The organism is Bifidobacterium vespertilionis (assembly GCF_008698145.1).
In the GTDB taxonomy this organism is placed as follows: domain Bacteria; phylum Actinomycetota; class Actinomycetes; order Actinomycetales; family Bifidobacteriaceae; genus Bifidobacterium; species Bifidobacterium vespertilionis.
Genome location: NZ_RZNZ01000012.1, coordinates 76,960 through 101,242 on the forward strand (window position 1 = coordinate 76,960; position 24,283 = coordinate 101,242).

The following is a 24,283-nucleotide window of genomic DNA, read 5'->3' on the forward strand; positions in this document are numbered from 1 at the left end:
CGGACAGCCCACTGGGCTGTCCGCTTAACGGCTCAGCGCTCAGGATGACAAAAGACGGCCTTTTCTCTCACACCTCCAGCGTGGCCGTGAGCGCCAGATGATCGGTGCCCTTCACGGCGAGCGTCCCCACGGCGACCGCCTTCGCGCCCGGCGTGAACAGCACGTGGTCGAGTTCGATGCGCGGCCACGGCAGCCATGACGGGAAGGTGGGGTGTGCTCCTGACTTCAGCGACAACGACGCGTCGGTGAAGCCGCGGGCCAGCAGCGCGCGGAAGCTCGGATGCTCGATCTGCCCGTTGAGATCGCCCATCACCACCATGATGTCGTGGTCCTCGCGCTCGGTCCGTTCGGCCAGTTCGCCCAGTCCGATGATCCCGTTCGACCAATCGCGGCAGGAGCGCATGGGCGACTTGGTGTGCGCGGCGGCGAACGTGATCGTGGGCGCATCCCCGTCGGCGTCCAACTCGCCGGCCGGGCGTCCCGGTAACGGCAGACTGAGCGACGGCACATCGGCGGCCGGGATCATGATCGCATCGCGCTGGCGTCCGATCGGCTCGGCGGCCGTGTAGATGCCGTTGTATCCGCCGTTGTCCGTGGCCTTGCCCGCCCCGCACTGGCTGTAGGGCAGGATTCTGCCCAGCCCGGCCTCGTTGAGCGCGGCGAACAGATCGTCGTTCATCTCCTGCAGGGCAAGCACGGTGATGTTATGCGCGCGCACGGCCGTCACGATCGCCTTCGCATCGGCGCGGCCGTAACGGCAGTTCAGCGTCATCAGGCGATAGGCGCGTGCGGGTTGTGCGGCGGACTCATCGGACTGTCCGGCCGATTCCGCGGTATTCGCGGCGGATTCGCCGGACGCGTCCGGCTTTGCCTGTCCGCTCGATCGTCCGGCCGGCTTGGCCGCCCCGGCATGCAGCGCCGTGCCCTGATATCGTGACTGGTAGATTTGCGTGGCGATGCCGGCGGCGATCGCCCCGCACATGAGCCCCCACTCGTGCAGACTGAATGCGGCGATCGCGGCCACCACGGCCATCGGCACCCACAGGAACGGGATCAGCGCGATCATGTAGGGCAACGGCATGACCTTTTCGCGTCCCGCCGGCAGCGCGGCCAACGCGATCCACAGAATGCACAGCAGCACGATGATCCACAACACCCACAACAACATCACAATCAACTCCCCAACAACAGTATGGCTCCCTTTAGTCAAAGGGAGCCATATCAAAATACCAAATCCCGCGGGTGATGCCCGGCCGGTCCTCCGATCGGATCGCCGGCCGGGCAGACTAGCCGGGCAGGCCTAGCTGTCAGGCCTAGCCGAGCAGGCCGGACAGACCGCCGCCGAAGTTCGGCGGGAGCTCACCCAGATCGCCGAGACCAGCCGGAAGGGCGGGGTTCTGCGGCTTCTTAGCGAACGCGGAGCCGCCGGAGTTGGACTTCTTCGCGCCCCCGGCCAGACGATCGCGCAGCGCCTTCTCCTCGGCCTCGCGCTTCATCGGGTTGCCCGACTTGCTGCCCTTCTTCTTGCCGTTCTTCTTGCCCTTCTTGCCGCCGCCCATGCCGGGGCCGCCGAAGCCGGGGATGCCGCCGCCGACCTTGTTGGACATGCGCTTCATCATCTTCGCGGCCTGCTCGAAGCGCTGCAGCAGCGCGTTGACCTGCGAGACCGTGGTGCCGGAACCGTACGCGATGCGCGCGCGGCGGGAACCGTCGATGATCTTCGGATCGCGGCGCTCGGCCGGGGTCATGGAGCGGATGATCGCCTCCGTGCGGTCGATCTCCTTCTCATCGAACTGTTCGAGCTCCTTGCGGTGGGCGGCCATGCCGGGGATCATGCCCAGCAGGTTCTTCATCGGGCCGAGCTTGCGCACCTGTTGCAGCTGGTCCATGAAATCGTCCAGGCCGAAGGTGCCCTCGGACATCTTCGCGGCGGCCTTCTTGGCCTCCTCCTCGTCGAACTGCTTCTGCGCCTGCTCGATCAGGGTGAGGATGTCGCCCATGTCGAGGATTCGGGAGGCCATGCGGTCCGGGTGGAAGACCTCGAAATCCTTCAGGCCCTCGCCGGTGGAGGCGAACAGGATCGGCTTGCCGGTCACGGACGCCACGGACAGGGCCGCGCCGCCTCGCGCATCGCCATCGAGCTTGGAGAGCACCACGCCGGTGAAGTCCACGCCCTCATCGAACGCCTTGGCGGTCTGCACGGCGTCCTGGCCGATCATCGCGTCGATCACGAACAGGATCTCGTTCGGGTTCACGGCGTCGCGGATGTCGCGCGCCTGCTTCATCAGCACCTCGTCCACGCCCAGACGGCCGGCGGTATCGATGATCACCACGTCGTACATCTTGCGGCGGGCCAGCTCCACGCCGTCGCGCGCCACCTTGACCGGGTCGCCGGTGGTCTCGCCGGGCGCCGAAACCGCGTCGCCGCCGTCCGACTGCACGCCCTTCTCCGGGGCATACACCGGCACCCCGGCGCGCTCGCCCACCACCTGCAGCTGGGTGACCGCGTTCGGGCGCTGAAGATCGGCCGCCACGAGGATGGGCGTGTGGCCGGAATCCTTGAGCCAGTAGCCCAGCTTGCCGGCGAGCGTGGTCTTGCCGGCGCCCTGAAGGCCGGCCAGCATGATGATCGTGGGCGGGTTCTTGGCGAAGTTGAGCGGGCGGTCCACGCCGCGGCCCAGCACGTCGGTGAGCTCCTCGTTGACGATCTTCACCACCTGCTGGGCGGGGTTGAGCGCCTCGGAGACCTCGGTGCCAAGCGCGCGCTCGCGGATGCGCGCGGTGAAGGAACGCACCACTTCGAGCGCCACATCGGCGTCAAGCAGCGCGCGGCGGATTTCACGGATCGTGCCGTCGATGTCCGCCTCGGACAGTTTGCCCTTGGAACGCAGGTTCTTGAATGCGTTCGAAAGCCTATCGGTCAAAGAACTAAAAGCAGCCATAATGCGTAACAGTCTAGCCGCGACGCGGGAAAAGCGGGGATGGGGCCCCGAAACGTCCGTGCGACAGGCTTGGCTCCGGCCAGTGTTGTCTGCGAGCGTCGCCTCTCCTTGGCGGCAATGCCTCTGGATCGTCGATGCCAGGGCAGAAGACCGCCAGTCTAGACGATACGCCTTTGGCCAATCGACGGGGGACTGGGATGAGGCGGGCATCCGCATCGCTGATGTCATCGGTTCTGTGGACAAGCATTTGCGGCAGCAATACAACAGAAGGATAATGTAGACATGCCAAAGATCATACGATTCTTGGTAATACCCCAAGGAAGGGGTTATTAATTCCGCAGTATGAAAGGAGATGATTGATCATGCAAAGGATTTTTTTGATGATCATTGTTGACGTGCTTATGCTGGGGATGTGCGCGCTATGGTACTCTTCAGTATCACGTGGCGATGGGACCACGATCATGCGATCTTATGCCAAGCTAACTGATGAGGAAAAAGCGAAATATGATCTCAACAAAGTAAAGCGGGTCCAGAAAGATTTCATCATCATTGTGGCTATAGCGATGTTGGTGTTTTTTTCTGGGATGCTATGGGGATCTGAGCAATTAACCATTATTATTAATGGATTGCTTCTGTTGGTTATTATTATTCTGCGCTATCTGATCGTTGAAACTTCATTCTTCTTGACTCTGTTCTGTCAAAAGAATGGGTGATTTGATTGATTAGATGTATTTTGCTGATCTATAATAGCTTTACCTATATAATGCCATAGTGTTATATAGGTAAGGCTATTGTATTGGAATTTGCGCGTATAAAACCCATGTCTTTTCTTCTATTGAATAGCGTAGTATTCCTCCTAATATAGATATATTATGCTTGTGATTTTTTAACCCCAACCCAAAAATGTCTTCAGTTATTTTGTTATCGTCTTTTATAATGTTAGTTTGCGTGATCTCGATATATTTGCTAGAAAAACTAATATTAATATAATACTCGAAGGAACAGTCGGCATGCTTTATAATATTAGTCGCCAATTCAATAATTAAATAGTATAACTCGCGCTTTATTTTTTCGTCTAAAAGAATATTGTCAATATAATTATTTACTTTAATATGTCCTTTCAATCCTGCCCGAGTAAGTAAATCTTCTTGTTGTTTAATCACATTTTGAAGCTCATTGTGTTTGCTGTATATTGCATCGCTTTCATTTATCAATATGTTAGCAATATTATGAATTGATTGAGATGCGTCTCGTGTTTTTTGGGCTATGGTATCCCATGAATCGTTTTCATCTACAGTATGTGTAGTGCTGAGGGCGGTAATATATGAAAGATCGTTTGTGACAGAATCATGAAGTATTGATGCAATTGCTCTGTTCTTTTCCCTATTTATATTAGAAAAAGATATCATTGTTTCCGCAACGGATGCTGTTTGCCAGCGTGCAAGCAAGGTGATTGCTAAGATAGTTAAGTAGCATAGAGAAATAACAAGATAAGGTATTATAGTGGTCTTGTTATTATTTAGGTTGACTATATGCGGCAAATTGATAAGAGATAGATATGCCCATATTTCAATCACTCTCTTAGTATTAAATCCTAAGATCAGTATAGCTATGCAAGTGTCGACAATTGTCATATATAACACATCTGGATATAGAATTAGAAGAATTGAATTGGTTATTGCTGTAATCCAACTTCCAATCTTGGATGTGCGATATACTATTGTTAACAATATGATTTGAAGAATATATATTGTTATTTTATACTTAATATCTATTAAATTATTTTCGATTAATATTGCAACATTTATTAATCCAGCTATAAAAATTACAGATATTGGTAAAACTGTTTTGTTGTTTTTGTATATAGAATTTAGTTGCATATCAGCGTCTTTCGTCAAGCCACATTGCGATTAGTTCTACTCTATTCGAAGCATGTAATTTCTCTCTTGCGCGTTCGAGATATGTTCTGATTGTAGCTTCACTAATATTTAATTGCGTGGCGATTTCTTTATATGTATATCCACGTGCGCATAGATCCACAATTTGTGTCTCTCGAACAGATAGCTCTGTGTTGGCTTGATTGCGAATTCTATTATATGATTGTTTAGCTGTTTGGAACGGGATTGTGTCTGATAATGGATTCCAACAATTTCCAGATAATATGCTTTGAATGGCATTGCATATTTCTTTGGGTTCATTCTTGGCGACAATTCCTTGCGCACCTGCTTCGGCTGCCTGTCGTGCGTATGATTCTAAGGTGAATGATGTCATAGCGAGTAATTGAATTTCAGGATTATCATGTCGAATGGAACGACACACTCGAATGCCACTTATGTCTTCCATAGAAATATCGATCAGCATAATGTTTGGTGTTGATATAGATTTTGTACACAGCGCTAACGCTTCTAAACCGCTATTTGCTGCCCATGCTATGCGAATATTATGTGGTTTAAGTTCGCGTTTCAATATGCTACATAAAGCTATTAGTGCAAATTTATCGTTATCCACAACTCCCAGTTGTCGGGTTATCTCCTTAGATGTGTTTACAACAGACATGACAACCCCGATCTATATCGTATCAGCATCCATGATGATGATTAAAAGTATAGCTCAAGATGACAACATGCATTCAACGTCTGATGACGGCTATTCCGCCCGCCCCGTATCCTGGGCGAACGGTTCCGGCACCTCGCGGCCGGCCACGTACCGGCGTTCGATCCAGCGATCGTCGCCTTCGTAGACGAAGCGCTCCAAACGATCGGCGACGGGCAGATCCAGAGGGTTCTCGCCTTCGTCCACCACCAAGGCGTCAAAATCGTAGCCCGGTTCGAAGGATCCGACCGTGCCGAAGAAGCGGCCGCCGGCCTTGGTGGCCATGTGGAACGCTTCGGGCAGGGTGAGGGGCGGCTCGGCGGCTTGGCTGATTTGGCCGGCTTGGCTGGCTTGGCCATCGTTCCCGCCGCGTTTGGCCTCGAGCGTGCGGATCTTCGACGCCTCGATCGACTGCACGATGTGCCGGTTCATCGCCGGGTCCTGGCCGGCTGCCACATCGCTCGCGATCGTGACCGTGAGCCCGGCGTCCAGCCATCGTCGGGCCGGCATGATGCCGCTGGATAGGTTCATGTTCGACTGTGCGCAATGGGCCACGAACACATGCCGATCGCGCAGCAGGTCGCGCTCGTGATCGGTCAGGTGGATGCAGTGGGCCATGATCGTGCGGCCGTCGCGCAGCAGCCCGTGGCGATCGTACACGTCCGTGTAGGTGGGGATGTCCGGATGCAGATCGCGCACCCACGCCACCTCGCCCGGATTCTCGTCCAAGTGCGACTGGACGGGCAGATCGTACCGATCGGCCAGCTCGCCGAGTCCGCGCATGAGCTCCGACGTGGTGGACGGCACGAAGCGCGGTGTGACTACGTAGCCCACATTGGGGGTATGGGTGCGCGCCCACCGGATGAGCTCCTCGGTGCCGGCGAGCGAATCGTCCGCGCTTTCCGTGAGATACTCCGGCGCGTTGCGATCCATGTTCACCTTGCCCACCACCGGGCGCAGACCCGATTCTTGGCACAGCTCCATGAGCCGGCGTGTGGCCTCGGTGTGCATCGACGCGAACGCGCTGAATCGCAGCGTGCCCACGCGCCACATGCGGTTGACGAAGCGGCGGTACCAATGGTCGGCGAACGCGGGATCCTCGAAGTGCCGCTCGGCCGGGAACGTGTAGCGCTCCAGCCAGGGCAGCAGCTCGCAGTCGAAGCCGTTGCCGAGCATCGGGTACTGCGGGGCGTGGGTGTGCAGATCGTTGAACGCGGGGATGACGAGCTTGCCGGTGCAGTCGACGAGCGTGGGGGCTGTGAGTGTGCCTGTGGTGGCGGGCGTGTACTGTGCGGGCAGCGACGAATACGTCCCCATGACGCGCCCGTCATCGCCGACCACTACGTAGCCGTCTTCGATCGTGACCAGTTCCTGCGGCGATGGCGTGTAGGCGATGTCGCCCTTGATGATCAGCGTCATGCGGACTCCTCTCCCTCTTGCCGCGTTTGCGGTTCGTGCGTTGCCTGCTTGCGGTTGTGTTGCGCTTGCTGTTGTGTTCGTTGTTGCGGTGTGCTCGTGTTTGCCTGCCGCGCCTGTGGTTTGTGCCGCGCCCCAGCTTGGCAGACTCATGTATCGCGCCGATTACCTGCGTAGCTGTTGGGCCTGATCATTCTGACCGCTCATTCTGGCCCCGCTATGTCGCAGAATGAGCGGATTCATTGTGTGATGGCTCGGCCTGGGCTCGATCTGGCTTGATCTGGACCACTTGCGCATCGGATTTGCTCACTCTGGTTCTCCTGCGCCGCAGAATGAGCAAATCGGATGGGTGAGAGGCTCAGATCGGCCCGTATGCATCGGATCTGCTCAATCTGATCATCCGGTGTTGCAGAATGAGCATATTCGATGGCTGAGCGGCCCAAATTGTCTCGCAGACATCGAATCTGCTCATTGTGCGCGTTGGAGCTCGCAGAATGAGCAAATCGGATGATTGAGAGGCCGAAATCAGCCGTAGGACATCGGATTTGCTCATTCTGGCCCCTGACTTCCGCAGAATGAGCGGATCGGATGGCTGATCTGCGTCCTCTCCCGCGCCTTGCAACTGTACGGCTGCCCATCCATGGAACCTGCGCGACACGATGTCAAGTTTTGATCGAGGCCTGCCCGTATACTGGACGGGCAGTGGTATTGATATTCATTTCATATAGCGCTGGACACCCCGATGCAATGTAGTTTTAAGCAAAGGAAGGCCCAACGATGCCTCAAAAACAAATTGAACGAAAAGCCCTGATCGTTGGCATTGCCGTCAACATCTTCACCGTGGTCATGGGCATGGCCGTGTTCTTCATGACCGGCCTCAAAGCCCTGTTCCTGGACGCCACCTTCACCGTCATTTCGGTGATCTCCGGACTGGTGGCCGTCTTCCTGTCCTCGCACACCGTGCGCACCACCGACCGATTCCCCAACGGCAAGTTCGCCCTCGAGCCGATCTACGCCATATGCAAGGCCCTGCTCACCCTCTCGCTGCTGGTGTTCTCGACCTTCGACGTCATCCGGGTCGCCTACGACTACTTCGTGTTTGGCGAGGGCGAACGCATTGAAACCGGTCCCGTCGTGATCTACGAGGTCATGACCGTGGCCGTCTGCTTCGCCCTGTTCGTCTATTACCGCCGGCAGAACCGCAAGCTGCGCGGGGCGAGCACCATGCTCTCGGCCGAGCAGAACAGCACGCTCGTCGACGGCGCGATGTCGTTCGGCATTGGCGCGGTGGCCATTTTCCTCTGGCTGCTGCCCGTCGGCACCCCGCTCGATTTCCTGCATTACACCGGCGATTTCTTCATCACGCTGGCGATTGTGCTGCTCACCGTCAAGGAGCCGTTCGGCGTGCTCAAGGACGCCTTCGTGGAGTTGGTGGGCGGTGTGCACGATGATGAGGAGACCAACGGGTTCGTGGAGACCGCGGCGCTCGCGCACCTGCCGGCCAATACCGAGTACGAGAAGTCGCTGGTGTTCAAAACCGGCATGAACTACACGGTCGATGTGTATCTGGCCGGCACCGGCGAGACGATCGACGTGGCCGATCTGGTGGAGTGCAAGCGGTCTCTCGAACAGGAACTCACCAAGCGGCTGCACATTGTGGATGTCGATTTCGTGTTCGACTGATCGGTCTGCTTCGTCGTCCTGAGGGGGGCACTGCCTGAGTGCAACGCAGGCCCCTCACGTCATCCTGAGCGAAGCATAAACCTCTCACGTCATCCTGAGCGTAGCGAAGGATCCTTAACCTTCTGCACAAAGTTAAGGATCCTTCGCTACGCTCAGGATGACGGAGCAGACTTCGCTACGCTCAGGATGACGGAGCAGACTTCGCTACGCTCAGGATGACGGGGCAGACTGCGCTTCGCTCAGGATGACGGGAACAGACTGCGTTACGCGCTTCGCTCAGGATGACGTTGTGGGGGCGTCGACGGCGATCGCCATCGACGCCCCCACAACGTCACTTCAGGCTCCAGGTGGAACCCTGCGGACCGTCCTCGATCGCGATGCCCGCTTCGCCCAGCGCGTCGCGGATCGCATCGGCCGTGGCGAAATCGCGGGCCTTGCGGGCCTGCGCGCGGGCCTCCAGACGCTCGCCGATCAGCGCATCCAGCGCCTTGCGCTCCGGGCTGGTTTCATCGTCATCGGCCGATCCAGCGGCGCCGTCGCTCACCCACGGCTCGGCCAGCGGATCGAGGCCCAGCGTATCCAGCATCGCGCGCAGCATGAGCAGCCGCTCGCGCACGGTGGCTTGGGCGGATTCGCCCGCCACCTCGTCGCCCGCGTTGGACAGCATGCCGTTGATCGATCGGATCTCGGTGAAGATCGCCGCCAGCGCCCCCGGCACGTTGATGTCGTTGTTGAGCGCGGCCACGAAATCGGCCGGCAGCTGATCGGCCGTTACGGCCTCCACCTCGGCGCGGCTGGGCTGTTCGCCGATCGCAGCGCCGGCGCGCTCGATGCAGTTGGACACGCGATCGTACGCGGCCTGCGCCTCGACCAGCGCCTGATCGGACCATTCGAGCATCGAACGGTACTGCACGGAACCGAGGGCGTAGCGGGCCACCCACGCGGAGTGGCTGGCCAGCACGCTCGGCACGGACAGGCCGGTGCCCAGCGACTTCGACATCTTTTCGCCCTTGGCGGTCACCCATGCCGAATGCATCCAACGGGCCGCCGAGTCGTAGCCGGCCGCGCGGGTCTGGGCCATTTCGTTCTCGTGGTGTGGGAAGCGCAGATCCAAACCGCCGCCGTGGATGTCGAACATGCCGTCCAAGTAGCGGTGGCTCATGGCGGAGCATTCGATGTGCCAGCCGGGGCGGCCCACGCCGAACGGCGTCGCCCAGCGCGCGGTGACCGGATCGGTGTCCTTCGGGGCCTTCCACAGGGCGAAGTCGCGCGGATCATGCTTGTCCGGGGAGGCGTCCGCCGGATCGACGGGGTTGTACTTGTCGTCGCCGGTCGCATCGACGGACGGGCCCATGCGATCGGCCACCGCGGCGGCTTCATCCACTTCGGCCGATCCCTTCTGATGGGTCAACTCGCCGTACGCCGGCCAACTTGCCACGTCGAAGTACACGTTGCCGGTCGGATTGCCGTTGGCGTCCTTGACTACGTAGCCGTGGCCGTTGTCGATGATCTTCTGGATCAGGGCGACCATCTCCGGCACATGGCCGGTGGCGCGCGGCTCAACGGTGGGTGGCAGCACGCCCAGCGTCTCGTAGGCGTGCGTGAACTCGCGCTCGTAGTAGTAGGCGCGCGCCCACCACTCCTGGCCGGCGGCGGCCGCCTTGTCCAGGATCTTGTCGTCGATGTCCGTCACATTGCGCACGAACGTGACGTCGTAGCCCAGCCTCATGAACCAGCGACGCACCACGTCGAAGGCCACGGCCGCGCGCATGTGGCCGATGTGCGGCGACGATTGCACGGTGGCGCCGCATACGTAGATGCCCACCTTGCCGGGTTTGATTGGCGTGAAGGTGGAGACGGCGTGCGATGCCGTGTCGTACAGCTTGAGTTCCGCCGCAGCGCGGGCGACGGGGTGTGCGCCCGGTTCCTTGGCTGCGGAAGTGTTGAAATTCTGCGGTTCTTGGCTTGTTCCCATAGTCATGAGCGTATGCGCGAAACCCGACAAGCGCAACCCGTGATCCGACGGGCGGCGGCTGATGCAACCGCGTGGTAACGGGTAAGGTAATGGCGGGGTGACACAATGGTTGCCATGGCCAAATCGCAAGTGCTTATTCTTCAGCATGTCGACTGGGAGCGCCCGGGCCGGATCCTGCAGAATCTTGAGGATCTCGGTCTGGAGCACCAGACGTTGAACATCACGTCGGAAAAGAACCCCGACCTGCCCGATTTCAAGGACGTCGCAGGTTTGGTGGTCATGGGTGGCCCGATGGGCGCGCTCGATTTTGACGACTATCCCGGGCTGAAGGCCGAGTCGAAGCTGGTGCGCGCCGCGGTGAGCGTGGGCAAGCCGGTGCTTGGCGTGTGCCTGGGACATCAGATCATCGCCACCGCGCTGGGCGCCAAGCTGTCCAAGGGGCCGGCGCCGGAGATCGGATTCGCGCCGATCAAGCGTGTGGATAAGCATGATTTCTTCTCCATGTGGGACAAACAGATCAGTGTGCTGCACTGGCATAACGACGTTGTGGGGCTGCCCGAGGGGGCGCAACTGCTCGCGCGCACGTCCGGTACCAAGGTTCAGGCGTTCCGCGTTGGTTCCGCGCTCGGCATGCAGTTCCACCTCGAGGTGACCGCCACACTGCTCGAGGAGTGGCTCGATGAGCCGTCGATGGTCAAGGACCTCAAGGCCGTTGGCCTTTCGAAATCCCAGCTGCGCGACCAATTCGCCGAATTCAACCCCACGTTGCAGCCGCTTGCCGAGCAGGTCTTCTCCGGCTTCGCGGCCCGATGCAGCACCTACGCCACCGCGCTCGCATCCTGAGTGCCATGCCCTTGCGGTGTCATCCTGAGCCTCTCGTGTCATCCTGAGCCTCTTGTGTCATCCTGAGCGCAGCGAAGGATCCTTAACCTTCCGCACACGTTTCATAGTGCAAAACACCAAGGATCCTTCGCCGTGCTCAGGATGACAGCGAGAGGAACGCTGCGTTCAGGATGACAGCGAGAGGAACGCTGCGCTCAGGATGACGAGAGGATCTGCCGGAGCGATGATCCCAATGTGATGCCTAGGCGTGACGCTACATTGGTGCATTATGCCGACTTATGATCTGGGACTTGAACGCGTATCGCTTGCCTTTGCCACCAAAACCATTTTCACGGATGTGACGCAGGGTGTTTTCGAAGGCGATCGCATTGGCATTGTGGGCCGCAACGGCGATGGCAAGTCAACACTGCTCAAGCTGTTCGAGGGCACGCAGACCCCCGATTCCGGTCGTGTGACCAAGCGCAACGGCCTGACCTTCGGCATGCTGTCGCAGCGCGATCCGCTGGACGATAACGCCACAGTGCGCGAGGCCGCGCTCGAGGGGCGCGAGGACTACGAGTGGGCCGCCGAAACCCGGTCGCGCGAGATCGTGGAGGCGCTGCTCGGCGGCATTGACCTCAACGCCACCGTCGGTTCCCTGTCCGGCGGTCAGCGTCGCCGTGCGGATCTGGCCCGACTGCTGCTCAAGGATTGGGACATCCTTGCGCTGGACGAGCCTACCAACCATCTGGACGTGGTGACGATCCACTGGCTCGCCGAGCACCTGCGCAATCGCTGGCCGGCCGGTCAGGGCGCATTCCTGATCGTCACGCACGACCGCTGGTTCCTCGATGAGGTATGCGAGTCCATGTGGGAGGTGCACGACGGGGTGATCGACCCCTTCGAGGGCGGCTACAGCGCGTACATGATGCAGCGCGTCGAGCGCGATCGACAGGCCGACGTGCGCGAGGAGCGCCGACGCAATCTGGCCCGCAAGGAGCTGGCTTGGCTGTCCCGCGGTGCCCGTGCCCGGTCCACCAAGCAGAAGTTCCATGTCAAGGCCGCTCGCGAGCTGATCGCCGACGTGCCGCCGATGCGTAACTCCATTGAGCTCAGGCAGATGGCCACCTCCCGTCTGGGCAAGCAGGTCGTGGACCTGATCGACGTGACGCAGGTGTTCGCTCACACCCACGGCTCGGTGGCCCGCGAGGATGCCGCTTCGAACGGTGGCGACATCGTGCCCGCCTTGTACTCCGAGCCCAAGGTGTACGGCTCTGTGGAGCTCGCCGTGGACGATATGAACGACCCGCGTCTGATCGACGCCGGTGTCACTCCAGCTGACGATGCCTCCGCAAGCCTTTCCACATCGGGGCAGAACGAGTCCGGTTCGGCGGTTGAGTCCGGCTCAGCGGCTGAACCCGGCGCGACTGAGTCCGGTCAGGTAGCCTCTGATCAGGCCGCTTCTGATCATGCCGCCTCTGACCGAGCCGCTTCCGGCGCCGATGACGAGCCCGTCCCTGTCACCTCCGCGGCCAGCAAGGTCACGGTCACCGGCCGCAAGGTGCTCGACGATGTGACCTGGCTGATCGGTCCCGGCGACCGATTCGGCATCGTCGGTGCGAACGGTGCCGGCAAGTCCACGCTGCTGAAGCTGATCGACGGCTCGCTCACGCCCACGCTCGGCCATGTGAACATTGGCAAGACCGTGAAGTTTGCGGTGCTTTCCCAGCGCCTCGACGAGCTCGAGAAACTGGGCAAGTACAAGATCAAGGAGGTCCTGTCCCGCTACAAGCCGAGCTACATCGTGGATGGCAAGGAAGTCACCCCCGGTCAGCTCATGGAGCGACTTGGTTTCTCCTCTGCGCAGCTCATGACGCCGATCCGCGACCTGTCCGGTGGCCAGAAGCGTCGTATGCAGCTGCTGCTGATCCTGCTGGACGAGCCGAACGTGCTCATCATGGACGAGCCCGGCAACGACTTGGACACGGACATGCTCGCCGTCATGGAGGACCTGCTCGACACCTGGCCCGGCACGCTGATTGTCGTCTCGCATGACCGGTACCTGCTCGAGCGCGTCACCGATCAGCAGTTCGCGCTGATCGGCGGTAAGGTCCGCCATCTGCCCGGTGGCGTGGATGACTATCTGGACATGATCGAGAAGGCCAAGAACGCGCCTGCTCAGCCTGCCGTTTCCGGCGCATCCATTTCCGACGGTGCGTCCGCATCCGGTTCCGCTTCCAGCTCTTCGGATTCCGCCTCTGACCAGCCGAAGCTCGCCGGCAAGGCCTACCACGAAGCCAGCAAGCGCGTCCGCGCCATCGAGCGCAAGATCGCCAAGCTGGAGGAGCAGAAGGACGCCCTTGAGCAGGAGATGGCCGCGCATGACCCGTCCGACTATGAGGGGCTCAACAAGCTCAACGGGCAGCTGTCCGCCATCAACTCGGAGAGCGATGACCTCGAGGCCGAATGGCTTGAGCTGTCCGAGCAGCTGGGTGAGTGAGGGCCGGAACGGACTGCAGGTTTCAGAGATGCCGGCTCCGGCAGAACTGCCGGAAGGGTCGCGATCGGTCTTCACCCGCGTTCGGGTTCATGGTCGGCATCCCATGGATTGATCAGTTTCACCCCCGTTCCTTCGAAGTCCTTGACGTTGCGCGTGGCCAGTGAGGCGCCATTGGCCCGCGCAATCGCCGCGATCATTCCATCCTGCACGCTAATCGGGTGGCCCTCCTCTCGTCTTTGGGCGACGATTGCGGCATAATGTACTGCTGCGCGAATGTCGTATGGGATCGTATAGTCGCGGTATTGCTCAATGAAATCGTTGATGGTCCGTGAAAGCGCGAATCGTCGCCGTCCCTGCGGAACAAGGGCAAGGCCATAGAGCAGTTCGGCTGTATTCACAGCCGTGGTGTAGGCCTCATCGCGGCCAATGCCGATGAACCAATCGATGACGTGCGGATCGCTGTTGGTGTGCTTGAGGATCTCGCTGATGACATTGGTGTCGAGGATGATCATCATTCCCCCAGATCAACGGGGCGCATGTACTTATCTCGCGGCGGAACAAGGTCTTCGTCCGGTCCCAGGCCTTCTCCGTCCAGCAATTTCCACATCTCCTGAACCAGATCGGCATTGCTGAGAATCCTGCGGCTCACATACTGCGCCAGATAATCCTCCAGCACCGACCGTGCCTGCGCCTCCATGGACCTGTTGTTCTCCGCAGCGGCCTGCTTGAGTGCTGCGATGTTCTCGTCCGACATCTTTCTGATGGTGATGGTGTTGCCCTTTTCGGCTGGCTTCGTGGTCATGGCCCCTCCTGTGCTAGCATTGTGCTGTCATTGAATGCAAGCACTATGCTAGCACAAATGTTCGATCGATTGCTCCGCGTGTCGGCAGGCGGTTCCTCAATGCGGGGCTCGCGTGGCGATCCGGTCGCCGCATCACAGCGTCACTTCGTCCCACCGGTCGGCTGCCGGCAGCGACCGGACCGTCGGCTTGGCCAGCACGATCGCCACGTTGACCGCCAGTACCGCCAGAAACAGGCCGATCGTGGCGCCGAATCCGACGAGCGGCAGCAGCGAGCCGGCGATCGCCGAGCAGAACAGCGCCGGTAGCATGCACAGCAGCCCCAGCGCCGATCCCGCCCGTCCCTGCATGTCGGACGGCACCTTGGCAAACACGAAGCCCATGATGAGCGAATTGACGACCGGGATCGGCACGCTGACCAGCAGGGCGCAGACCAGCACCACGGCATAACCGTCACTGAACAGCATCGGAGCCAGCGTGGCCAGCGCCACCGTGGAAACGACGACCATGCCCGTGCCCAGCGGCATTCGGTCGGCGACCTTCGCGGCAATCAGGGCCCCCAGCAGCGTGCCAGCGCCCATCGCCATCTCCACCAGGCCGATGCGCACTGCATCGACGTGCGTACCTACCAGATGCAGGTTCACCGTGGCGAAAATGCCGTTGATGCCGAGGTTTACCAGCGAGGCTATCGCCGTGAGCGTCAGCAGCGTGCGGCGGCGCAGCGTCCAGCGCCACCCTGCCGCGAAATCGGCGAGAAACGACCCGTGCGCGGCCGGCGGCTCCCCGTTGTCCCCATGGTCCCCGTTGCCGGTGTCCGCTAGGCGGGTCGCGCTTGCCCCGGAGAGCGCGTACATGAGTGATGAGACCGCGAACGGCAGCCACGGCGCAAAGGTGTACAGCACGCCCCCGAGCGGCGAGCCGGCGAGACTGATCACCGAATCGCGGCCCTGATTGAGACTCTGTGCCTTCGGGTACTGTTCGGTCGGAATGATCGACCGCAGCATGGCGTTGGTGGCTCCCTGGAGCAGTCCGTTGATTGTGGAGGCCACGACCGTGATGACGGCGAACGCCGCGAAGTTCAGGAGATTAAGCGCCAACAGTGCGAATGCCAGACCCCACAGTGCCATGCCGCACAGCGCGTTGATGATGATGAGCGTTCTGCGGTCGTGCCGGTCGACCACCGTGCCGCCGAATATGCCCGCCCCCTGCGAGGCGATCATGGTGGCCGTGCCCAGCCAGCCGGACAGCGCGAGCGACTGCGTGAGCGAAAAGGCGACGAGCGAAATGGCGAACGACTTCATAGCCATGCCCATGGCTGCCGCGGTGTCCGCGGCGAACCAGCGGCGGTATTGCGCATTGCGCCAGAGGGGCGTGCGCGCTGCGGGTTGTGCTTCGGAATGCATGGGGATTCCTCGGATCTTTGCCTTGACGGGGTGGTTTTGGGTATGCTTGCGCACGCCCGGGCGCACATGCGGTGCGGCGCGGGCGGTGGCGGGTGCGGTGCTGGAACGGGTTGGGCGCGGTCGCGCGCTGCGGGGCGCGGCTAACCGGTCATGGAATCCACTTGAACAGTTCGGTGGCGAGCATCACGGGCTGCGATCCGTCGCCTTCCCGATGCGTGAGATTGCGCTGCGTCCATTTTCGGGTGACTGCCAGAAGCTCGGCGGACATCTGCGCGTATTCCTCGGCGGTGAGCAGAATCACCGAGCTGGTCTCACATCCGGGATCGCGCCACTCTGCGGGCAGCGAATCGGCTGCCGCCCGGTAGCGTTCCCTGCCGGCCTGAAGGAACTCGGCGCCCGCCTGATCCAGTGCCTGCGCGACGGCCGATGCATCCTTGGCGTCGACGCTGAGTTCGTACCCCTCGCCGACGGCCTGCCAGCAGCTTTTGCGCCCGTCGCCGTCCGGTGACGGCACCTGCATGACGACGCCGGCCTTCTTGAGCTGCCGTAGGTGGTGGCTGATCGTGCCCGCCGATTCGCCGAGTGCCATGGCGATCTCACTCACCATGTACGGGCGCTCGTTGCTCATCAGGGTGAGCATGCGCATGCGAGTGGGGTGCGACAGTGCCTTGAGCTGGGCGAAATCGGTGACCTTGTGCACGGTTCTATCGGTGTTCTCGCGCGGTTCCTGCATGACGGTCAACCCTCCTTCCATGATTTACAAGAAATATTGTACAATAAATCTTGTAGAAATTGGGCGGCGTGCCGTGCGGGGAAATTGCGCGGGGAGGTCATGCAGGGAGGCCGTCCACGGAACTCGATTTTTTCAATCATGCCGTTGGAATTCCGCCGGTCTGGATTGGAAATTCGAGTTCCGTGGACAGTCGGGAGGGCGGATGGGGAAGAGGGGGAGGGGGATATGAAAAAAGGGCTGATCAACATGTTGTTGATCAGCCCTGTTGGGTTCTGATTCAGCGGTTCGCGCGCACTGGGCGTAAGCCGCCGAATCATTTCACGACTATCGGGCGAACGGGTTTGCGGCAAAACCAACTGCTCCCGTCCCTCTAGCGGAGCGGCCTGCTGGCCGCGCTCTGCCCGTGCGGTTCGCGTGCACTGGGCGCGCTCTCGCCACGCTAGGCGCACCGCGCCCGTCCCTCTAGCGGAGCGGCCTTGCGGCCGCGCTCTATTCAGCGGTTCGCAGGCACCTGGCCTGCTCACGCCACGCTGAGCCCACTGGGCTCAGCGTCCCGTGATTTCCGAGCCTAGGACCTTTTCGCTCAGCGCCTTCGGGCCGCGGGTCACGGCCACCGCGCCGGAACGCACCAGCTCGATCACGCCGTAATGCTCCAGCAGACCCAGCAGCGCGTCGATCTTGCCCTCCGCGCCGGTGGCCTCGATGGTCAGCGACTCGGGGTTCACATCGACCACGCGCACGCGGAACAGACGCACGATCTCCAGCACATCGGAGCGGTTCGACTGATCGGCCGCAACCTTAATGAGCACCAGCTCGCGCTCCACCGTGGTGTTCGGGTCCAGCTCCACGATCTTGAGCACGTGCAGCAGCTTGTTGAGCTGCTTGATGATCTGCTCCAGCGGAACGCGGTCCACGTCCGCGGTCACCGTGACGCGCGAGATATCCGGGCGCTCGGTGGGGGAGACGGACAGCGAATTGATGTTGAAGGCTCGACGGGCGAACAGGCCGGCGATGCGGGCGAGCACGCCGGGACGGTTCTCCACCAGCACCGAAAGCGTGTGACGCTCGGAACCGGGCTGGGATGCGGGATACACAGCTGCCATGGGATTCTCCTTACGTTGCTTTCGTTCTCAGTCGGCGTTCGAGGCGTCGGCCTCGCCCGAGGTGGTCGTGCCCGAGGCGACCACATCCGAAGCTGCCTGATCCGTCCCGGCCGGCTTGTTCACCAGCGGGTTGACGCCCGGGCGGTACGTCACCGTGTCGTTCGAGGCGCCGGCGGACACCATCGGCCATACCATCGCGTCCTTGTAGACGCGGAAGTCGATGAGGACCGGACGGTCGTTGATCTCGTTGGCGCGCTGGATGGCGCTGATCGCCTCCTCCTTCGTGAACGCGCGCATGCCCACGCAGCCATAGGCCTCGGCGAGCTTGACGAAGTCGGGCACGTCGACGAACTCCGTGGCGGGCGTGTCCTTGCGGGCCTCGCCGTCCATCAGGTTGGTCTGCGAGTAGTGGTGCTGGTAGAACAGCGTCTGCCACTGGCGGACCATGCCGTACACCGAGTTGTTGAGGATCGCGATCTTCACGGGCGCATGGTCCAGGAACGCTGCGGCCAGCTCCTCGCTGGTCATCTGGAAGGAGCCGTCGCCGTCGATGAGCCACACCGGCTTCTTGCCCTCGAACACGCGGTGGGAGCCCACCGAGGCGCCGATCGCCGCGGGTAGGCCGAAGCCCATCGTGCCAAGGCCGCCGGAGCTGATCCACGAGTTCGGATGCTCGAAGTCCACCAGCTGCGCGGCCCACATCTGGTGCTGGCCCACGCCGGACACCCAGATCGTGGACGGATCGGCGCTCTTGGACAGCTGCTCGACCACCCACTGCGGGGAAAGGGAGCCGTCCGTCGGCTGATCCTCAGGCTCATCGTAATGGATCGTGTACTTGGTGCGCAGACCGTCGAGCTGATCCCACCACGGCTTGAGGTTCGGCTTGCCCTGAATGGCCTGCGTGCGTTCGATCTCGGGGATGAGATCGGTGAGCACGGTGGACACGTCGCCCACGATCGGCACGTCCGGCACGCGGTTCTTGCCGATCTCCGCCGGGTCGATGTCGATGTGGATCACGCGGGCCGTGGGCGCGAAGGCGTCCAGCTTGCCGGTCACGCGGTCGTCGAATCGTGCGCCGATCGCCACGAGGAGATCGGAACGCTGCACGGCGCCGGTGGCCGCGATCGTGCCGTGCATGCCCAGCATGCCCAGATTGTGCGGATCGGAATCTGGGACCACACCGCGCGCGGGCAGGGTGGTCACGATCGGCGCTCCGGTCACCTCGGCCAGCTTCGCCACGAGCTCGCCGGCGTTGGAACGGGCCGCGCCGCCGCCCACGTAGAGCACCGGGCGGTAGGACTGGGCGAACAGCTTGGCGGCGTCGCGCAGCACGTGGCCGTGCGCCTTCAGGGTGGGGTTGTAGCCGGGCAGGATCATGCGCTGCGGCCACGAGTAGTACATTTCGCCCACCTGCGCGGTCTTGGTGAGATCCACCACCACCGGGCCGGGACGGCCGGTGCGGGCGATGTAGTGCGCCTCGGTGAGCACGCGGGGGATGTCCTGCGCGCGCGTCACCAGGAAGGAATGCTTGGAGATGGGGTACGTGATGCCCACGATGTCCGCCTCCTGGAAGGCGTCCGTGCCGATCGCGGGCACGCCCACCTGGCCGGTGATGACCACCATCGGCACCGAATCCATGTTGGCGTCGGCGATGGCGGTGACCACGTTGGTGGCACCCGGGCCGGAGGTCACCAGGCACACGCCCACGCGGCCGGTCGCCACGGCGTAGCCCTCGGCCGCATGACCGGCGGCCTGCTCGTGGCGCATGAGCACGAAGCGGAACTTGGTCTGGTCGTTGATCTCGTGGTAGACGGGCAGGATCGCGCCGCCGGGGATGCCGAAGACGTCCTGGACGCCCAGATCCTCAAGCGATCGGACCAGCGCCTTGGCGCCGGTCATCTTCTCGCCGTTGACGATCGTCTGCCTATCCGCGGCGGGTGTCGTCTTGGGCAATGCGCTGAATGCCTGCAAAGGGGTGGGTGTAGCCATGATGTCTCTTCTCCATCAAGTCTGTGAATCATGCGGCGCCGACTGATCCCCCGCGAGGATGGGCGCGGGACGTTGCGACGCAACGGCGCCCAACCGCTTATGGCGCAGGGCGCGTTCGTATTGTTCCAGTGTAGGCGCTGGGCAGACAGCGGCCCGCCGCGCGTCTCCCACATTGAGACGGGCGGCGGGCCGTGCGGGTGTCCGGGTCGTCCGGGCTTGTTCGCGTTATTCAGGCTTGTTCGCGCTATTCGGCGGGCTTGTCCGATTCGGCGGTGCCGGCCGGCTCGGCGGTCTGCGCGGCCCCGGCCGCCTTGTGCGATTTGCGCGCCTTGTCCCGATCATCCAGCGTGTGCCACGCCATCTCCGCGGCGGCGAGCTGCGCCTTGCGCTTGGACGTGCCCTTGCCCGTGCCGATCAGCTCGTCGCGCGCGCCCACCGTCACCTTCGCGGTGAACTCCAGCGCGTATTCCGGGCCGCTGACGCGCATGCGGTAGCGCGGCTCCTCAAGTCCCATCTGGTGCGCCTTGACGGTCAGCGAGGTCTTCCAGTCGAGCGCCGGGCCCTCGGTGGCCACCTCGACCAGCGTGTCGTCCACCAGCCGGTGCACCACCTTGCGGGCCTCGTCGATGCCGTTTTCGATGAAGGTCGCGCCGATCAGCGATTCCACGATGTCGCACAGGATCGAGCTCTTGTCCTGGCCGCCCTGCTCCAGCTCGCCATGGCCGAGCAGGATGTACGGGCCCACCTGCAGCTTCTCGCGCGCGATCGCGGACAGCGCCTCCTCGCTCACGGCTTTGGCGCGCATCTTGGCCAGCTGGCCTTCGGTCATGTCCGGATGCGTCTTGTACAGGGTTTCGGTGGCCACGAGCTCCAGCACGGCGTCGCCCAGGAATTCCAGGCGTTCGTAGTGCTTGACCCCCGGGTGCTCGTGCGCGAAGGAGCGGTGGGTGAGGGCCTGGATCAGCAGATCGGGGCTGATCGTGGTGCCCAGGCGCTTGAGCAGCGCGTCCTTGGAGTGTTCGCCGGCGCTCGACTCGGCGTGCTCGATGATGTGTTCCTTGTGTTCCTCAGTCATATGTCAATCCCTATCGTCGTGCGCGGACTTTCCGGTGCCGCGAGCCCCCCGTACGCGGACTTCTCCGTGGGGCGATCGGCCCGGCCGGCGCAGGATAGCAAAAAGCCCCGCCACCCGTCGATGGCAGGGCTTTTCATGATGCTGTCAAGCCGTCACTTGGTGTGGGCGGACCTGATGGCCTCGCGGTAGACGCGGCCGCGGTAGGAACCGCAGTTCGGGCACGCCACGTGGGCCAGTGCGGGAGCGCCGCAGTTCGGGCAGTTGATGGTCTGGACGGCGGAAGCCTTCCAAGCCGACCGGCGCGTATGCGTGTTGGCGCGCGAAGTCTTGTACTTAGGCAGAGCCATGTTATTTCCTCTTTTGTCGTTCGAACGATATTGAGCTTAAGCGTTCAGAAGTGTAGCGCAAGCTGTGAACATTGTCCAATCCGATCGGCGCTTCGTCCGCGTTTCGTTCGTCACTTGCCCTGTTCGGCTTCCAGCCTGGCCTTGAGATCGGCTAGTTCGGCGAAGCGGATGTCCGGCATGTCGTGGTGATGATCGGGATCCTCGTTGAGGTCCGCGCCGCACTGCGAGCACAGGCCCAAGCAGTCGGGCCTGCACAGCGGCTGCAGGGGCAGGGCCTCCACCAGCGTGTCGCGCAGCAGGGCCTCGATGTCCGCGAAGGAACCGTCCGCACTCAGCGGGTAGGTGTCCTCGGACTCGTCCTCGCCGGCGATGATCTCCACCTCGCCCTTGCGGTTGTCCCTGCGCGTGTCCTCAAGCGGGAAGAACGCGGTCACATCGGCCGTCCACGGGTGCTCGATCGGCTTGAGGCAGCGCGTGCACTCGGCGTGCGCCGGGGCGCTCACGCGGCCGGTGAAGATGATGCCGTCGACGATCGAATCGAAGCTGCCCGTCACGGTCACATCGGCGCCCTCATCGACGCCCACCACATCGTCGCCGATGCCGCTGGGCGCGGGGAACACGGCGTCGATCTCCTTGCTTTCGCCGGGACGGCCGGCGATCTGCGCGACCGATACGGCCCACGGGGAATCTTCAGTGCGGCTCATCGTTGCTCCTCCTGCTCAGACGGCTGGGTGTTGTTCTGCTGTTGCGCGGCCGCGTACTCCTGCGCCGCGCGCTGCTGGCGAGTGTACAGCACGTTGAGGCCGGCGTGCACGTCCTGTTTGAGCTTGTCAAGCTGCTGGTCGAGCGACTCCATGACCTCGGTGCAGTACTTGTCCGCGCCCTGGGTGAGGCGGTCGGCCTTGGCCTGGGCGGTGTCCACGATCGTGCGCGCCTTGGTCTGGGCCAGGGCCACCACGTTCTCCTGCCCGGCCAGGAACTGTGCCTGCTCGTTGGCCTCCTTGATCATGTCCGCCGCGCGCGACTGGGCCGAGGCGACGATCGCGCTGGCCTGGGTCTGCGCGCCCGCCAGCCGGCGTTCGGCCTCGCGCATCAGGGCGCTGGCGCGTTCGAGCTGCACGGGCAGCTTTTTCTTGAGATCCTCGATCTGCCCGGAGAGCTGGTCGCGGTCCACCTTCACCAGATTCGGGGTGAACAGGCCGGGCTTGCCCTCGTTGAGCGTGGCCTCGATCGCGTCGAGGATGTCGTACACGGTGGTGAATTCGTTGCGCGACTGGTCGGCCGCGGAGTCGAGATCGTCGCCGGACCTGACGCGCAGATCGGGCATCTCCGGCATCACGGCGTGGCGCGGGCGGCGCTCGGAGGCGTCCTGCGCGGGGGCTGGGCGCGCGTTCCCATCGTCCTGTGCGGCGCGATCGTCTGCGGCCCAATCTTTCTGCGCCGTGCGATCATTCTGCGCCGCCGGCTCCTGATCCTGCGGTACCCGATCGTCGCTCGGCGCCTCGCCGGGCAGCGTCTGCGCCGGGAACGCGGCCGGCACGGCGAACGACGGCGGAGCGCCGGCCGGCTGCGGATCCTCCACATGCTCGGCGGCCTTGCGCGGGGCCGATTGCGGCATCATCACGAATGTGTCCGTGGATACGGAGGCGATGGCCGCCTCGCCGGTGTCGTCGTCGGCATCGTCGTCCTGAACCGACTGGCTGGGCTGCGCCGGCTGGTTGCGCTGCGACGGCTGCGCCTCCTGTACGGACCGCGTCCCCTGCTCGGGCTGACCGGCGCGGAACGCGGAATCGGCGTCCACCACCGAGGCCGATCGCACCTCAACGGTGTGGGCCTCGCCGGTGTCGTCATCCTGCAGCCGGTCGATGCCGTCCACGGAGAACTGCATCGTTCGCTTTTCGTCGTCGGCCATCAGCGGGCCTCCCTCCTGCGCTCGGCCTCATGCTTCACGGCCTCGGCCAGCATCGGCACGATGCAGCTGGGTACCATGCCGGTCACATCGCCGCCGTGACGGGCCACGTCCTTGACGATGGAGCTGGAGATGTGCTCAAGCACCGGGTCCGCGGGAAGGAACAGCGTCTCGATGCCGGCGAGCTTGCGGTTGACCAGGGCCATGCCGAGCTCGGCCTCATAGTCGCCGTTCTGGCGCAGGCCCTTGACGATCACCTCGGCGCCCACCTGCTTGCAGTATTCTGTGATCAGGCCGCTGGTGGAGGCCACCTTCACATTGGGGAAGCCGTCCTTGTCCAGCGCGCGCCGGATCACGCTGGTGCGGGTCTCCACGGAGAACATCGGCGTCTTCGCGGCGTTCACGGCCACCACCACGTGGACTTCGTCAAAGAACTGCGTGCATCGTTCGATGACGTCCAAATGTCCTGCGGTGACGGGGTCGAACGAGCCTGGGCATACTGCGATTGTCATACGCCCAAGATTACCGCGTGGCGGGGAACTGGGCGGAATCGCGGGGAAACGGACGGCAATCTATGATGGAGGCGGGGCATTGTACGATCGAATGCCAATGAATGTGAAATGAGGAGTGATCATGGAAATCACGCGAGAGTTTGCCGTCGGCGTTGACGAGCTGTCCGATCCGGTCAGCCCGCTGTCCTCCCCGGACCAGGGCACCGGAACCGCGGTGCTCGAGCGCCCCGAAACGAAGGAGGAGACCCGCAAGGACGATGGCGGTGACGCCGATCGATTCGCCCACTACGTCTCCAAGGAGCGCATCGCCGAATCGCGCATGACCGGTCGCCCGGTGGTGGCCCTGTGCGGCAAGGTGTGGGTGCCGAAGCACGATCCGTCCCAGTACCCGGTGTGCCCCGACTGCAAGCGCATCTATGAGGAGATGCTGCACTGATCGCCTGAACGCCGTCGCCCCGCCGGTCGTCCGTCGGCGCGCAGGG

At 62.0% G+C, this 24,283-nt stretch carries 22 protein-coding genes; 5 read left to right on the forward strand and 17 right to left on the reverse strand.

All coding sequences use genetic code 11. From position 1 onward, the window contains the following. Nucleotides 1–67 precede the first annotated feature (67 nt). Together EMO90_RS08885 and ffh are read right to left on the reverse strand one after the other, a co-directional pair. Entirely contained in the window at nt 68–1,168 is a 1,101-nt protein-coding gene (locus EMO90_RS08885; RefSeq protein ID WP_223849824.1) for an endonuclease/exonuclease/phosphatase family protein, read from the reverse strand. A gap of 145 nt (nt 1,169–1,313) precedes the next feature. After that, complete coding sequence (gene ffh, locus EMO90_RS08890) at nt 1,314–2,942, reverse strand: signal recognition particle protein (protein ID WP_150354696.1); 1,629 nt, start codon at nt 2,940–2,942, stop codon at nt 1,314–1,316. 380 nt (nt 2,943–3,322) lie between these two features. On the opposite strand from ffh, the gene EMO90_RS08895 reads away from it, so the two are divergent. Beyond that, a complete protein-coding gene (locus EMO90_RS08895) occupies nt 3,323–3,655 on the forward strand; it encodes a DUF3784 domain-containing protein (protein ID WP_150354697.1) in 333 nt (110 codons plus the stop codon). 75 nt (nt 3,656–3,730) lie between these two features. Here EMO90_RS08895 and EMO90_RS08900 read toward each other — a convergent pair whose 3' ends face one another. The 3 genes from EMO90_RS08900 to EMO90_RS08910 all read right to left on the reverse strand — a co-directional run bounded on the left by EMO90_RS08900 (nt 3,731) and on the right by EMO90_RS08910 (nt 6,953). Then, nucleotides 3,731–4,840 (reverse strand): sensor histidine kinase, encoded by a 1,110-nt coding sequence (locus tag EMO90_RS08900; RefSeq protein ID WP_150354698.1) that lies wholly within the window; start codon nt 4,838–4,840, stop codon nt 3,731–3,733. Continuing rightward, on the reverse strand, nt 4,824–5,498 hold the full coding sequence (locus EMO90_RS08905; RefSeq protein WP_150354699.1) for a response regulator: 675 nt from the start codon (nt 5,496–5,498) through the stop codon (nt 4,824–4,826). The genes EMO90_RS08900 and EMO90_RS08905 overlap by 17 nt, the downstream gene beginning before the upstream one ends. A 90-nt stretch (nt 5,499–5,588) precedes the next feature. Further along, on the reverse strand, nt 5,589–6,953 hold the full coding sequence (locus EMO90_RS08910) for an amidohydrolase family protein (RefSeq protein WP_223849822.1): 1,365 nt from the start codon (nt 6,951–6,953) through the stop codon (nt 5,589–5,591). A gap of 774 nt (nt 6,954–7,727) precedes the next feature. Between EMO90_RS08910 and EMO90_RS08915 the strand changes: the two genes are divergently transcribed. After that, the gene (locus tag EMO90_RS08915; protein ID WP_150354700.1) at nt 7,728–8,633 is read left to right on the forward strand and encodes a cation transporter; all 906 of its coding nucleotides are present in this window, start codon (nt 7,728–7,730) and stop codon (nt 8,631–8,633) included. Between the two features lie 331 nt (nt 8,634–8,964). Here the strand turns inward: EMO90_RS08915 and cysS are convergent, their stop codons facing one another. Beyond that, complete coding sequence (gene cysS / locus EMO90_RS08920) at nt 8,965–10,608, reverse strand: cysteine--tRNA ligase (protein WP_150354701.1); 1,644 nt, start codon at nt 10,606–10,608, stop codon at nt 8,965–8,967. 114 nt (nt 10,609–10,722) lie between these two features. Here cysS and EMO90_RS08925 point away from each other — a divergent pair, with 114 nt between their 5' ends. Next, complete coding sequence (locus tag EMO90_RS08925; protein WP_150354702.1) at nt 10,723–11,451, forward strand: type 1 glutamine amidotransferase; 729 nt, start codon at nt 10,723–10,725, stop codon at nt 11,449–11,451. Nucleotides 11,452–11,719: 268 nt separating this feature from the next. Next, on the forward strand, nt 11,720–13,930 hold the full coding sequence (locus EMO90_RS08930; RefSeq protein ID WP_150354703.1) for an ABC-F family ATP-binding cassette domain-containing protein: 2,211 nt from the start codon (nt 11,720–11,722) through the stop codon (nt 13,928–13,930). A 71-nt stretch (nt 13,931–14,001) separates the two neighbouring features. Here EMO90_RS08930 and EMO90_RS08935 read toward each other — a convergent pair whose 3' ends face one another. The 11 genes from EMO90_RS08935 to coaD form a co-directional block, all read right to left on the reverse strand. Next, the gene (locus EMO90_RS08935; RefSeq protein WP_223849823.1) at nt 14,002–14,445 is read right to left on the reverse strand and encodes a type II toxin-antitoxin system VapC family toxin; all 444 of its coding nucleotides are present in this window, start codon (nt 14,443–14,445) and stop codon (nt 14,002–14,004) included. After that, complete coding sequence (locus EMO90_RS08940; protein WP_150354704.1) at nt 14,442–14,732, reverse strand: FitA-like ribbon-helix-helix domain-containing protein; 291 nt, start codon at nt 14,730–14,732, stop codon at nt 14,442–14,444. The genes EMO90_RS08935 and EMO90_RS08940 overlap by 4 nt, the downstream gene beginning before the upstream one ends. Before the next feature lie 132 nt (nt 14,733–14,864). Then, nucleotides 14,865–16,133, reverse strand: coding sequence for an MFS transporter (locus tag EMO90_RS08945; RefSeq protein WP_150354705.1), 1,269 nt, complete (start codon nt 16,131–16,133; stop codon nt 14,865–14,867). Nucleotides 16,134–16,281: 148 nt separating this feature from the next. Next, nucleotides 16,282–16,887, reverse strand: coding sequence for a winged helix-turn-helix domain-containing protein (locus EMO90_RS08950; RefSeq protein ID WP_150354706.1), 606 nt, complete (start codon nt 16,885–16,887; stop codon nt 16,282–16,284). Nucleotides 16,888–17,411: 524 nt separating this feature from the next. Next, the gene (gene ilvN / locus EMO90_RS08955; RefSeq protein WP_150354707.1) at nt 17,412–17,969 is read right to left on the reverse strand and encodes an acetolactate synthase small subunit; all 558 of its coding nucleotides are present in this window, start codon (nt 17,967–17,969) and stop codon (nt 17,412–17,414) included. 27 nt (nt 17,970–17,996) lie between these two features. Then, nucleotides 17,997–19,958: an acetolactate synthase large subunit gene (locus EMO90_RS08960; protein ID WP_150354708.1), complete on the reverse strand. Its 1,962-nt coding sequence runs from the start codon at nt 19,956–19,958 to the stop codon at nt 17,997–17,999. Between the two features lie 244 nt (nt 19,959–20,202). Further along, nucleotides 20,203–21,033, reverse strand: coding sequence for a ribonuclease III (gene rnc / locus EMO90_RS08965; protein ID WP_150354709.1), 831 nt, complete (start codon nt 21,031–21,033; stop codon nt 20,203–20,205). A 152-nt stretch (nt 21,034–21,185) separates the two neighbouring features. Next, on the reverse strand, nt 21,186–21,380 hold the full coding sequence (gene rpmF / locus EMO90_RS08970) for a 50S ribosomal protein L32 (protein WP_150354710.1): 195 nt from the start codon (nt 21,378–21,380) through the stop codon (nt 21,186–21,188). A gap of 110 nt (nt 21,381–21,490) precedes the next feature. Continuing rightward, nucleotides 21,491–22,084: a YceD family protein gene (locus EMO90_RS08975; protein WP_150354711.1), complete on the reverse strand. Its 594-nt coding sequence runs from the start codon at nt 22,082–22,084 to the stop codon at nt 21,491–21,493. Beyond that, nucleotides 22,081–23,001, reverse strand: coding sequence for a cell division protein (locus tag EMO90_RS08980; protein WP_395953160.1), 921 nt, complete (start codon nt 22,999–23,001; stop codon nt 22,081–22,083). Before EMO90_RS08980 ends, EMO90_RS08975 begins: the two co-directional genes overlap by 4 nt. A gap of 290 nt (nt 23,002–23,291) precedes the next feature. Further along, nucleotides 23,292–23,801, reverse strand: a complete 510-nt coding sequence (gene coaD / locus EMO90_RS08985) for a pantetheine-phosphate adenylyltransferase (protein ID WP_150354712.1) — start codon at nt 23,799–23,801, stop codon at nt 23,292–23,294. Nucleotides 23,802–23,922: 121 nt separating this feature from the next. Here coaD and EMO90_RS08990 point away from each other — a divergent pair, with 121 nt between their 5' ends. Further along, nucleotides 23,923–24,237, forward strand: a complete 315-nt coding sequence (locus EMO90_RS08990) for a DUF3039 domain-containing protein (protein ID WP_150354713.1) — start codon at nt 23,923–23,925, stop codon at nt 24,235–24,237. Nucleotides 24,238–24,283: the final 46 nt, after the last annotated feature.

What these genes read in the sequence shown, in the direction of transcription:
- EMO90_RS08885 (WP_223849824.1), bottom strand. Translation starts at nt 1,168, where the DNA reads ATGTTGTTGTGGGTGTTGTGGATCATCGTGCTGCTGTGCATTCTGTGG.
- ffh (WP_150354696.1), bottom strand. Translation starts at nt 2,942, where the DNA reads ATGGCTGCTTTTAGTTCTTTGACCGATAGGCTTTCGAACGCATTCAAG.
- EMO90_RS08895 (WP_150354697.1), top strand. Translation starts at nt 3,323, where the DNA reads ATGATCATTGTTGACGTGCTTATGCTGGGGATGTGCGCGCTATGGTAC.
- EMO90_RS08905 (WP_150354699.1), bottom strand. Translation starts at nt 5,498, where the DNA reads ATGTCTGTTGTAAACACATCTAAGGAGATAACCCGACAACTGGGAGTT.
- EMO90_RS08910 (WP_223849822.1), bottom strand. Translation starts at nt 6,953, where the DNA reads ATGACGCTGATCATCAAGGGCGACATCGCCTACACGCCATCGCCGCAG.
- EMO90_RS08915 (WP_150354700.1), top strand. Translation starts at nt 7,728, where the DNA reads ATGCCTCAAAAACAAATTGAACGAAAAGCCCTGATCGTTGGCATTGCC.
- cysS (WP_150354701.1), bottom strand. Translation starts at nt 10,608, where the DNA reads ATGGGAACAAGCCAAGAACCGCAGAATTTCAACACTTCCGCAGCCAAG.
- EMO90_RS08925 (WP_150354702.1), top strand. Translation starts at nt 10,723, where the DNA reads ATGGCCAAATCGCAAGTGCTTATTCTTCAGCATGTCGACTGGGAGCGC.
- EMO90_RS08930 (WP_150354703.1), top strand. Translation starts at nt 11,720, where the DNA reads ATGCCGACTTATGATCTGGGACTTGAACGCGTATCGCTTGCCTTTGCC.
- EMO90_RS08935 (WP_223849823.1), bottom strand. Translation starts at nt 14,445, where the DNA reads ATGATGATCATCCTCGACACCAATGTCATCAGCGAGATCCTCAAGCAC.
- EMO90_RS08940 (WP_150354704.1), bottom strand. Translation starts at nt 14,732, where the DNA reads ATGACCACGAAGCCAGCCGAAAAGGGCAACACCATCACCATCAGAAAG.
- EMO90_RS08945 (WP_150354705.1), bottom strand. Translation starts at nt 16,133, where the DNA reads ATGCATTCCGAAGCACAACCCGCAGCGCGCACGCCCCTCTGGCGCAAT.
- EMO90_RS08950 (WP_150354706.1), bottom strand. Translation starts at nt 16,887, where the DNA reads ATGGAAGGAGGGTTGACCGTCATGCAGGAACCGCGCGAGAACACCGAT.
- ilvN (WP_150354707.1), bottom strand. Translation starts at nt 17,969, where the DNA reads ATGGCAGCTGTGTATCCCGCATCCCAGCCCGGTTCCGAGCGTCACACG.
- EMO90_RS08960 (WP_150354708.1), bottom strand. Translation starts at nt 19,958, where the DNA reads ATGGCTACACCCACCCCTTTGCAGGCATTCAGCGCATTGCCCAAGACG.
- rnc (WP_150354709.1), bottom strand. Translation starts at nt 21,033, where the DNA reads ATGACTGAGGAACACAAGGAACACATCATCGAGCACGCCGAGTCGAGC.
- rpmF (WP_150354710.1), bottom strand. Translation starts at nt 21,380, where the DNA reads ATGGCTCTGCCTAAGTACAAGACTTCGCGCGCCAACACGCATACGCGC.
- EMO90_RS08975 (WP_150354711.1), bottom strand. Translation starts at nt 22,084, where the DNA reads ATGAGCCGCACTGAAGATTCCCCGTGGGCCGTATCGGTCGCGCAGATC.
- EMO90_RS08980 (WP_395953160.1), bottom strand. Translation starts at nt 23,001, where the DNA reads ATGATGCCGCAATCGGCCCCGCGCAAGGCCGCCGAGCATGTGGAGGAT.
- coaD (WP_150354712.1), bottom strand. Translation starts at nt 23,801, where the DNA reads ATGACAATCGCAGTATGCCCAGGCTCGTTCGACCCCGTCACCGCAGGA.
- EMO90_RS08990 (WP_150354713.1), top strand. Translation starts at nt 23,923, where the DNA reads ATGGAAATCACGCGAGAGTTTGCCGTCGGCGTTGACGAGCTGTCCGAT.